Annotated in this window: 8 protein-coding genes; 2 read left to right on the top strand and 6 right to left on the bottom strand. The window is 47.7% G+C overall.

Annotated elements, in window-relative coordinates; all coding sequences use genetic code 11:
* Nucleotides 1-51 precede the first annotated feature (51 nt).
* The gene (locus D1831_RS08010; protein WP_125072412.1) at nt 52-411 is read right to left on the bottom strand and encodes an ArsR/SmtB family transcription factor; all 360 of its coding nucleotides are present in this window, start codon (nt 409-411) and stop codon (nt 52-54) included.
* Between the two features lie 121 nt (nt 412-532).
* Between D1831_RS08010 and D1831_RS08015 the strand changes: the two genes are divergently transcribed.
* Complete coding sequence (locus tag D1831_RS08015) at nt 533-2,452, top strand: heavy metal translocating P-type ATPase (protein WP_125072413.1); 1,920 nt, start codon at nt 533-535, stop codon at nt 2,450-2,452.
* Nucleotides 2,453-2,541: 89 nt separating this feature from the next.
* On the opposite strand, the gene D1831_RS08020 is transcribed toward D1831_RS08015, so the two are convergent.
* Genes D1831_RS08020 through D1831_RS08030 form a run of 3 tightly spaced genes read right to left on the bottom strand, consistent with a single transcriptional unit; the run spans nt 2,542 to nt 5,077 of the window.
* Nucleotides 2,542-3,204, bottom strand: a complete 663-nt coding sequence (locus tag D1831_RS08020) for a methionine ABC transporter permease (RefSeq protein WP_125072414.1) — start codon at nt 3,202-3,204, stop codon at nt 2,542-2,544.
* Nucleotides 3,197-4,225, bottom strand: coding sequence for a methionine ABC transporter ATP-binding protein (locus D1831_RS08025; RefSeq protein ID WP_125072415.1), 1,029 nt, complete (start codon nt 4,223-4,225; stop codon nt 3,197-3,199). Before D1831_RS08025 ends, D1831_RS08020 begins: the two co-directional genes overlap by 8 nt.
* Before the next feature lie 12 nt (nt 4,226-4,237).
* Nucleotides 4,238-5,077: a MetQ/NlpA family ABC transporter substrate-binding protein gene (locus tag D1831_RS08030; protein WP_125072416.1), complete on the bottom strand. Its 840-nt coding sequence runs from the start codon at nt 5,075-5,077 to the stop codon at nt 4,238-4,240.
* 451 nt (nt 5,078-5,528) lie between these two features.
* Between D1831_RS08030 and D1831_RS08035 the strand changes: the two genes are divergently transcribed.
* Nucleotides 5,529-6,713, top strand: coding sequence for an MFS transporter (locus D1831_RS08035; protein WP_225422826.1), 1,185 nt, complete (start codon nt 5,529-5,531; stop codon nt 6,711-6,713).
* A gap of 474 nt (nt 6,714-7,187) precedes the next feature.
* On the opposite strand, the gene D1831_RS08040 is transcribed toward D1831_RS08035, so the two are convergent.
* Together D1831_RS08040 and D1831_RS08045 are read right to left on the bottom strand one after the other, a co-directional pair.
* Entirely contained in the window at nt 7,188-8,876 is a 1,689-nt protein-coding gene (locus tag D1831_RS08040) for a serine hydrolase domain-containing protein (RefSeq protein ID WP_158610650.1), read from the bottom strand.
* Nucleotides 8,877-9,075: 199 nt separating this feature from the next.
* Entirely contained in the window at nt 9,076-10,788 is a 1,713-nt protein-coding gene (locus D1831_RS08045) for an LPXTG cell wall anchor domain-containing protein (protein ID WP_125072418.1), read from the bottom strand.
* Nucleotides 10,789-10,790: the final 2 nt, after the last annotated feature.

Genomic DNA, 10,790 nt, shown 5'->3' on the forward strand with positions numbered 1-10,790 from the left:
AGTAATTGACGCTCTTTACTTGCCGTTACGACTCGCCACGGACCAACACCGTTAAAAATCGTTCTCGTCTTCGATAATGTGCTCCTGCGTTTGCCGAAAAATGGTGATAATGTGCTGATCGCTCAACCGGTAATGAATGTTACGACCACGGCGCGCATTCGAAACCAAATTTAGTTGTTTTAACACGCTCAGCTGGTGGGAAATCGACGACTGACTCATGTTCAGCGTGTCCGCAATCTCCCCAACACTCAATGGCGTCTCGGCTAACGCCAGGATAATTTTGACCCGGGTCATATCGCCAAACGCCTTAAAAATATTAACCATGGCGGCTAGGGACTCGTCGTTAGGTAGTTCCGCTTTCAAATTATAAAGGGCCTTTTGATGCTCCTGCTCAAAGTTTTCTTCAGACATACGTAATCCTCTTGTTTATTTTTGTTGAAAATCCTCACAAACTATTATATTATACTTTATATATGAATGGTTGTTCATATATTCACTCATTCATGTAAACCTTTTCTTAGGAGGCTGAGCCATGAAAACGAACAACGCCCAACCCGTTTATCAGTTCAAGAAACGCCGGCAACGATTACGCGCGCAGTTCAGTCCGGCAACTAAAAAAACGATCAACCGCATCCTAATTGCATTCATTTTACTACTTATTGGCGTTAGTGCCACTTTGCCGCTTCCCGTTACCGTTACGACGTACCTCGTCGCCTACGTCGTAATTGGTGGCCGAATCCTTTACAAAGCGATTCGTAACGTTGGTTGCGGCCAGTTTTTCGACGAAAATTTCTTGATGAGCATTGCCACGCTTGGCGCCCTAATTTTAGGGGAATATCCCGAGGCGATTGCCGTCATGTTGTTTTACGAACTTGGCGAAGTCTTTGAAGACGTCGCCGTTAACCGTTCCAAGCGGTCAATTTCAGCGCTGATGGCGGTGAAGCCCACTTCCGCCACACTGATTACAAATGGTCAAACTAAGGTCGTCGCGCCTGCCAAGGTTCAAATTAACCAAACAATTTTAGTTAAACCCGGGGAAAAGATCCCCCTAGACGGAACCGTTGTTCTGGGGCAGTCAGCGGTCGATACGTCGGCGTTAACTGGTGAATCGATTCCACAAAACTTAAAAGTGGGTGACGCGGCCCTCAGTGGTGCCATCAACCAAACCGGAACGCTCCGGATCAAGGTCACCAAAGCGTACCGGGATTCAACGGTTGCTAAAATTTTAGACTTGGTTCAAAACGCCACTAGTAAAAAAACGGCAACCGAGAAGTTCATTACCCGCTTTGCTAAGGTATATACCCCCATCGTTGTCGGGCTAGCGCTAGCCCTAGCCGTGTTACCACCACTCGTAATTGGCGCCGCTTGGTCCACGTGGATTTATCGGGCCCTAATCTTTCTCGTGATTTCGTGCCCGTGCGCGTTGGTCATTTCCGTCCCGCTAAGCTTTTTTGGCGGTATCGGTGCGGCTTCAAAACAGGGCATCCTGGTCAAAGGAAGCAACTACCTCGAGGCGTTAAACGCCGTGGATACCGTGGCGTTTGATAAGACGGGAACCCTCACCAAGGGTCAGTTTGCCGTTACGGACGTGTTGCCACAAGCCAACGTCACGCAAGACCAGCTATTACAGCTAGCCGCCAGCGTGGAGCAGAATTCGACGCACCCGATTGCCGCCTCAATTTTAGCCGCTTACCCGGGTGAACTGCTACCCGTTCAGGACGCAACCGAGCAAGCGGGGCACGGACTACGGGCCACCGTTAACGGGCAGACCGTAATTGTCGGGAACGCTAAGGCCCTAAACGCCGCTAACGTCACTTTTATTAAGCCGGACGCCCCCGGTACGGTCATTTACGTCGCGGTTGCCAACCATTACTGGGGCTGCGTGGTCATTGCGGATGAACCCAAAAACGATGCTAACCGGGCCATTCAACTGTTAAATCAGCGTGGTATCCAACAAACGGTCATGCTGACCGGTGATAATCACACCGTCGGGACGACCATTGCTAAGCAGCTCCAGATGACCAACGTTTATACCGATTTATTACCCGCTGACAAAGTTAAAATTGTTGAACAACTGACTACACCAGCCCACCACCGGCACAAAAAAGTGGCCTTTGTGGGTGACGGAATCAACGATACGCCCGTCCTCGCAACCGCGGATGTCGGGTTTGCCATGGGTGGTCTTGGTTCCGACGCCGCCGTGGAAGCTGCCGATATCGTGATTATGGGTGACGAACCGTCCAAAGTTGCCCAAGCCATGCAGATTGCCAAACGTACCCGTCAAATCGTGATTCAAAACATTACCTTTGCGTTGGTTGTTAAGATTATTTTCTTACTACTCGGCGCCCTTGGCATGGTCAACATGTGGCAGGCGGTTTTTGCGGACGTCGGCGTAACCATTCTAGCCGTCCTAAACGCCATCCGGTTACAATTCATTAACTTTGATCGTTAGGGCTCAATCACACCATAAAAAGACAGTACCGTTCGCAGTCGCTAACCAGAACGGTACTGTCTTTTTATTAACTCTTTCAAATCCATTAATTACGAACGCGTGTAGTGTTCCGCTAAGCGGTCCCCGCACCACTGAACGATTTGGACGATCACAATTAAAATCACAATAACACTAATTAAAACCCCGGTATTGTAACGGTTATAGCCGTATTGAATAGCTAAGTCCCCAATGCCACCGGCACCAATTGTTCCGACCATCGCGGAGTAGCCTAACAGACTGATCAACGTCAACACCACGCCCCGAATTAGCGCCGGTAAGGCTTCCGGAAAGAGGACTTCTTGAAAAATCAGGAAAAAGCCGGCACCAGTTGAACGGGCCGCTTCGACCACCCCGGCGTCAATTTCGGCAAAGGCCCCTTCGGCTAAACGGGCAAAGAACGGAATTGCCGCAACGGATAGGGAAACCGCCCCGCCTAGTGGGGTGTACGGATCACCCGCGACTAGTTTTGCAAACGGAATCAGAACCACCATTAAAATTAAAAATGGTAACGAGCGAATGGCGTTAATAATAAAACCACAGATACTGTTTAACACCGGCCGCGGTGAAAACAACGGGTTCGAAAAATAGTACAAGAACAGGCCAATTAGGGTCCCAAAAATAATCCCAATGAAACCCGAAATAAATACCATTTTAGCGGTATCCCACAGGGCCGTACCTAAATTTTGCTGTAAAATCGTAATGGTTTCATTCATGCGTGGTAACCTCCTTAACGTAATCGACCCGTTGTTTAAAGACTTGCACGGCCCGGCTGATTGCCACCGCCGTTCCGGTCAAGTATACGACCAGCACCCCAATGGCACGCTCCTGAATAAATTCAACCCGGCCCTGAATAATATTAATATCGATGCCGGTTTCCTTGGCAATCTTCGTAATAATCGGGTTCAGTGAGTCACTGCCCCGGTACCGTAAAGCTAAGAGTTGACCATCAGTTTGCGTCACTTGGGCTTGGACCTTGGCTGGCAAGGTCGTATCCAAAAAGCGACTAACTAGCCGTTGCCCCATGTCCGATTGGGGTGCCGCAAACAAATCGTACGTTGACGACTGTTCAACCAGCTGACCGTTCTCCATCACGGCGACCCGGTCAAACAAGCTACGTGCGACTTCCAGTTGGTGGGTAATGAAAACGATCGTAATGTTTAACCGCTGATTAATGCCCTTTAAAATTTCAATGATTTCTTCGGCTGTTTCGACGTCCAACGCGCTCGTCGCCTCGTCACACAGGAGAATGTCGGGGTCGTTGGCGAGCGCCCGGGCAATCCCCACCCGTTGTTTTTGGCCACCCGACAGCTGACTAGGATAGTTATCCTGTCGGTCTGCCAGCCCCACTAAATCTAACAGTTCAGTGATTCGAGCGGGTTGCTGTTTTTCCGGATATCCGCCCGCAGTTAGGGCAAACGCCAAGTTTTGGGCTAGAGTCCGGTTATTGATCAAGTTAAAATTTTGAAAAATAAACCCAATTTTCCGACGAACTTTGGCAATCGTTTTAGCGTTGGCCCGGGTCAAATCGGTCCCGTCCACTACGACCTGACCGTTACTAGGGGCTTGCAAATAGTTAATTGTCCGAACCAGCGTTGATTTACCAGCGCCAGATAAACCTACAATGCCAAAGATCTCACCCTTTTCAACACTCAGGGAAACGTCTTTAACGGCTTGTACCGTCCGGCCCTTCTGTTTAAAGGTCACGTCAATATTTTTTAATTCAATTTGACTCATATTCGGTTCCCCCTACTTCCAACCCGTGGGTTGATCAAAATCTTTAAACTGGGACTTGGCAATGGCCTGCTTAAACGCCCGACTGTTTAACACCGACTTGACCGCCTTAGCAAACTTAGAATTCTTGTTACTCGTTTTGACCACGAAAACTTCTTTGTAATCATCCGACAGTTTTTCCAATGCGAGTGCCTTGGACGGATCCAACTTCGCACTCCAGGAATAGTTGCCGGGAACTACCGTGATCGCAACGTTACTTAGTGATTGTGGTAATTGAGCGGCGTCTAACGTTTTAATGGTTAAATTTTTCGGATTAGTCGCGATGTCCGCCTTGCTGGCCGTCGTCACGTTGATGTGCTTTTTGAGCGTAATCAAGTGTTGGGCGGCTAACAGTTGCAGTGCTCGTGCCAGGTTAGACGGGTCGTTGGGAATTGAAACGGTCGCACCATCCTTTAAGGCACTCAATTTTTTAAGCTTCTTGGAATAGATACCCATCCCGAGCGTTGGTGTTTGCGCAATGGCGGATAATTTCAAATGGTTCGCCTTGGCAAAGGTTTTTAGATATAACGAGTGTTGGAACAGGTTGGCATCAATTTCCCCAGAATTTAACGCCTTATTCGGTTGAACGTAGTCGTTAAATTCCTTAGTCACAACTTTGTAGCCCTTCTTTTCCAGCAACGGTCCGATGACCTTAGTTGCCATGTCCCCGTATGGTCCGGCGGCAACCCCGATTTTAACCGTTTTTAACTTGGACCCACTGGCCCGACCATTACTGTTGCGACTCAAACCAAAAATGGCAATGAACACCACCACAATTCCGACTAACGCTAACAACCACTTCGTATTTCTTCTCATAATCTCATCCTCATCCCTTTTTTATTTTTAAGGCGATAAAAAAAGCCGTCCCGTTATCTAAAATAACAAGGACGACTCCACGGCCGCGGTACCACCTTAATAGTGCCTAAAGACACCTCTCATGCAGAACTAACTGCTGCGATAACGGGCATTTGCCGCAACTAGTTTACGCGTACGCTCACCAGTTGAATTCGTTAAAAAAGACCATCTTCACAACTCGCTCCGGATCACCTTTCAGCAGTTGGTGACTCTCTGTTGCCGGTTAAAAATTGCTACTCATCTTTCGTGCTGACCACAATTATGGCGAAATGATTAAAATTTGTCAAGTTGTTTTTTAATTTAATTTTAATTCTAATCAAATTAGTTCCGGCATTTCCTGCCAAGCAAAACTTTGTCCGATTAAAACCGTTATAATATTAATATAATTATTGATTTGAAAGGAGGCGCCACCGTGCAACGTCATACTCACTTCACGGCCCTCGGGATCGTTCTCGTAGCCGTAAATATGCGGTTACCCATCACTGCAATTCCACCCATCATACACGATCTGCAACGGGCCAGCGGCCTTTCCGCGACCGTTGCTGGTTTATTGACTTCCATTCCACTATTGACCTTCGCCATTTTTTCATCCGTTTTCACTAAGGCTAGTCAGCGTTGGGGCACGTCCCACGTTCTCCTGTTCGCCTTTTTGATCCTATCCCTTGGTGCCGGATTCCGCGTTTTACCGCAAGTCGTAGCACTCCTACTTGGGACCTTTTTAATTGGTTTAGGCATTGACGGCGGTAACGTGATTATTCCGGCCATTATCAAAGAACGGATGCCCGAGCACCCGACCCGCGGTGTCAGTTTGTACACCACTTCCATGGTGCTCATGAGCTCACTGGCAACCGGCGTGGTTGGTTTGCTGACTACCAAGTATTCCCTTACGACTACGATGACGGGCCTGTTTCTGCTGTCCTTAGTTAGTGTGATTGGCTGTCTGTTACTACTTGGTGATCACTCTGCGGAAACGCGCCCAGCGGCTAAAGCCGAGCCCCGGCTTCCTCGTTCAATTTGGACGGATCGCCTGGCCTGGCTAATTACCCTGTTCTTCGGACTGCAGGCGCTTCTATACTATTCACTCGTGACGTGGATGCCCACCATTTTTCAATCGGTCGGTTACACGCCGACCGTGGCGGCCATGCTCGTGACCATCCTGCAACTCGCCTGTTTGGCGTGCGCGCTGTTGACGCCCCTATTTGCGAACTCGAAGGGTGGAAAACGGTTCATGTTAGCCGTGATTGGCCTTGGGTTCGGTTGCGGTTCAGTCGGAGTCTTGCTTCCAATTCATACCCTGATAATGGGCGGCTTGCTCGCCCTCCTAATGGGCATTGCTTCCGGCTTTTCGTTTAATTTGGCCATTATCTTCTTCACCCAAAAAACAAGTAACGGGCGGGAAACCATCGAAGTCTCCGGTATGGCGCAAACTTTTGGTTATTTATTCGCCACGGTCGGTCCGTTTTCCTTTGGCTTGTTAAAAAGTTGGCAAGGTTCCTGGCAAAGCACCCTCATCATCTGTCTCGTACTAGCCATCACGATTTTCATCACCGGTCGTTTGATTGAACGGCAGGAAACGGTTTTCCAAGACCAACCGTAACGGGTTATTATTTCATAAGTTAGTTAATATAATTAATAACAAATAAACCTATTATAAATATCTCAATATGATATAGAATGTACATGGTTCATAGATGTTCAAAGTAAACGGGCTGAATTTTAATTGTTGGGGGAATCCGCAAACCTTCAACACCTATCAACCAGTGGTCATTTAGTTGGGGGAAGGCTTCAAAGGTCTACTTGGTCTTCGCGAACCCAGACTAGCATTAACCATGGTTTGAACGCGTCCTTATTCACTTAACGGCCGAAGTTAATAATCAACCGTGGGTCTTCCGTCTTTCACATCCGTTTGACGGCAGCTAGATAATGTATGTGACGGAAATCAATGTGGCATCACGACTGGGGATCGTGATGTTTTTTGCGCTTTACTCGGTAACCACGCCTTTTATGACCAAATCAAAAATTCCAGCTAAAAGCCGAACGGGCCTTCGCTGGAATTTTTAAATGATTATTTTTAACGCGCGTCAAACTGGTTTGAAAACTTACTCAAAATTTCGTAACCGGCTTGTTTAACGTCATCCGCACTGTTGCTTTGGTTGGTGAACAGGATAATCCCCTGACCATTAGTTTTAGTCAGCTGGACCCAGTTACCAACGTGGTTCTTGGCCAAAGTACCGTAAACCACCTTGATGTTTCCGTTGTGGCGGACGTACATGCCTCCCGAATAGCCATTCCCCGACCGCGTTTTAAGTCCGGTCAAATACTGGTAATCAGCGTAATTCAGGATCTTCCCATTTTGTAGGCCCCGCTCAAAGGTATAGTAATCATTGGGAGTGGTATACATATTGCCCGCCCCGATAATGTAGGATAGCAATTTATTATTCGGGTTAACCCCTTGTTGATAATTTTTATTATTAAACTTATAACTGCGTGCCTTAACGTACTTATTGGAAACCGTATTCCACATATAAGTATGCTTCAAGCCCAGCGGTTTAATGATCCGCTTCTGTAAATTATATTCATACGATTTGCCGGTATAGGCCCGAATGATCCCCGCCAGCAAGATGTAGTTATCATTATTGTAATGGTAGGACTTGCTTGAAACACCGACCCGATTGATGCGACTAACTGCCTGATTGACGGCCTGTTGCTCGCTTAACTGCCAGCCCGGTACCTTCTCAGAATTACTGTCCATAATCCCGGAAGTCTGGGTCAGCAAGTTCCCCACCGTAATATTGCGAGCGCCCGTCAAGTTCGGGTACCAACGACTGATGGCCGTATTTTGGCTCATCTTATGACTCGTTTTTTGCGACTCAGTAATGAGCTGGACCATCATGGCCCCCGTCATGGCTTTCTGCAGCGAAGCCCCCTGATAAAGAACGTTAGATTTATTATTTAAAATACGGCGCCCATAATTCGCATAGCCATAACCTTCCAAATCACGGTTATTTTGCTTGCCGTTAATCACCAATACCTTGCCGCGGAGGTGGTGGTTATTCATGATCTGCTTTATTTCCGTTGCCAAGTAAGTATTGATCAACGGCTTCTTGGGTGTCGTGTAACCGCGCCAAACCCAGCCTTTTGACTTGGCACTAGTAACGTAATAATAAACAGCATTTTTAACCGTCATTTGCTTAGTCACTTTAAACTTCGTAAATTTATTTAATTTATATTTACTAATGAAATTGGTATGCTTCCGAACCACCTTAAAGTTATAAACTTTTTTATTACTAGTTTTTAATCGGTAAGCTGGTTGGACGTAGACCGTTTTTTTAATGGCTTTACGATTTCTAACGGCGTTTTTAGGTGTGTAAGCCTGCGTGTAACCACGCCAAACCCACCCCTTTTGGCCGGTCGTCGTGGTGAAATGGTAATAAACGGCGTTATCAATATTCATCCGGTGATCAACGTACATCACGTTTAATTGGTTGAGGCGGTACTTAGTCTTAAAATTAATCCGCTGATTACTACCCACGGTGCCATCAACAAGGTCGTAAGCCCGGTAAACCGTTGTCCGGTAGGCCGGTCTCACCTTAACGGCATCTTGACGTTTTTGATACTTGGACGTCGTGTGCTTGCCCACCGTTGTGGCAACCTGTGCACTGACTGGCCTGACAGCCATGGCCTTTGCGTGTATCCCCAACTGACCAAAGGCGGTCGCTACCGTTACCAATCCGACTAACTTCACTACTGCTTTTTTCACTGTATTATTCTCTTTTATAAAATTCATAATCTTCTCCCTGAATCATTGTATATTTCAGGGAAAGGCTTATCAAGGTTAGCCAGAATAAAATAGTTGATTTTTGTAAATAATTTAGTTTGTTCCAGGACCTTTTCATTATTATTGTGACTTAAAAACCCACTATTGACAGTTTTTTTGCCAATAGTGGGTTAAATATAAATTAACTTTTTTTACGTCGTGTGACAATCCCACCAATAAGCGCTAATAAGACCAATCCAATTACACCGATAATCATCAACGTTTGTTGCCGTTGTTCACCGGTCTGTGGTAGTTGTTCGGCTGGTTGCTTCGCATTAGTATTAGCAGTTTGCTGGTACGATTGCGGCGTCTGGTCACCTTTCGCCATTGCAAATAGTTGACCTAGCGTCGTTTTAGCTTGATTGACCACCGTAAATACGTCATTACCCGTAACGACATCCCCTCGTCCAGCCGTGATAGTTGGGCGGTGCGGCGTTGCCAAATTTGGCTTACCCGGAGTATCCGGCATAGGAATCCCCGGAACTTCGGGTAACGTTGCTGGCTTGGAATCCGAGCCACTCGGTTTCAGTACATCGTTATGGTTAGTGGTTCCGGGTTTACCTGAACCAGAATTACCAGCTTCTTCCGAATCAGCCATCTCAGTGACATCGGGTTTCGCTGGATCGGTCGTGCTTGGCTTCTCCGGTTCCGTTGGTGCTGGTTGACTTGGGACTTCCGGGTCAACTGGATTCGTCGTCCCCGGCTTTCCCGGTTCCGTTGGCGCCGGTTCACCTGGGACTTCCGGGTCAACTGGGTGCGTCGTCCCCGGCTTCTCCGGTTCCGTTGGTGCCGGTTCACCTGGGGCTTCCGGGTCAACCGGGTTCGTCGTCCCCGGCTTCTCCGGTTCCGTTGGTGTTGGTTCACCTGGGGCTTCCGGATCAACTGGACTCGTCGTTCCCGGCTCTTCCGGTTCAGGATCTTCCGGTTCGGGTTCGCCCGGTTCCGTCACGGGTGGCTCAGGTTCGTCAACGTCATCGCTACCTTCACGATGGATGCTGGTAGCAGCGTTAGCACTATTGCCGTTACTATCCGTATAGTGAATCGAATTACTAAACGTATCGGTATTATTGGGATTATCCGTTGTCGTCTGGTAAGTCAGATGCAGATTCGATTGGTAGGAGCCCTTAATTGTAAAATAAATTTCCGTCCCAGCGGTCTCGACGCTGACCGGAACGTTATTGCCCAAGTCGTCAGTCAACTTAGCACTGTTCTCCACGTAAGTTTGATTAGAACTTAATTTATCAGTAAAATTTGGATCCAATAACCGGTGACCGTTAGACGTCAAGTCAACCGACCAATTGATCTTTGTCTGGTCACTGACATCAGTCCAAGCGGCCGCCTTATGCAATTCAAGCGGAGCCGTTGGAGCCGGCGCGGGTGGCGGAGTCGGCAGCGTGGGCTTCGCCGGAACGTTCCCGTACACGTCAAAGTTTAAGTAACCTTTCCGACTTAGGGTCGCAATTTGTAAAGCCCGGTTCAACGTCATGGTTCCGGTCGTTGCACCCTTGGCAATAAAGAAGGTTCCTAAAGAACCACCCAAATTACCAACAATGGGAAAACTTTGGTCTTCCGTCACGTGAACGTTACTGGGTACGTAACACGTCATGGTATCCCCACTCCGAACTTTAGCTGAATCCGGAATTCGCCACTTATAATTGACCGTGTAATGGTTGGCTTCCGGCAGCTGTTCAGTATGTGAATAAACCTTACCCTTGTCGTCTTTAATGATGGCACTATTGGCATCAAGACCAACGGCTTCAGTTACCTCACGAGCGTGACTAGTCAGGGGGGGACTAAAATTGATGAAAATAATCCCGGCAAATAGCAGGAGCACCCATTGCCAAATTTTCTGCATGC

This window comes from Lactiplantibacillus garii (assembly GCF_003885105.1).
Classification (GTDB): Bacteria; Bacillota; Bacilli; order Lactobacillales; family Lactobacillaceae; genus Lactiplantibacillus; species Lactiplantibacillus garii.

Excerpts from the sequence above, each read along its gene's own strand:
- D1831_RS08010 (WP_125072412.1), bottom strand. The coding sequence starts at position 411 with ATGTCTGAAGAAAACTTTGAGCAGGAGCATCAAAAGGCCCTTTATAAT.
- D1831_RS08015 (WP_125072413.1), top strand. The coding sequence starts at position 533 with ATGAAAACGAACAACGCCCAACCCGTTTATCAGTTCAAGAAACGCCGG.
- D1831_RS08020 (WP_125072414.1), bottom strand. The coding sequence starts at position 3,204 with ATGAATGAAACCATTACGATTTTACAGCAAAATTTAGGTACGGCCCTG.
- D1831_RS08025 (WP_125072415.1), bottom strand. The coding sequence starts at position 4,225 with ATGAGTCAAATTGAATTAAAAAATATTGACGTGACCTTTAAACAGAAG.
- D1831_RS08030 (WP_125072416.1), bottom strand. The coding sequence starts at position 5,077 with ATGAGAAGAAATACGAAGTGGTTGTTAGCGTTAGTCGGAATTGTGGTG.
- D1831_RS08045 (WP_125072418.1), bottom strand. The coding sequence starts at position 10,788 with ATGCAGAAAATTTGGCAATGGGTGCTCCTGCTATTTGCCGGGATTATT.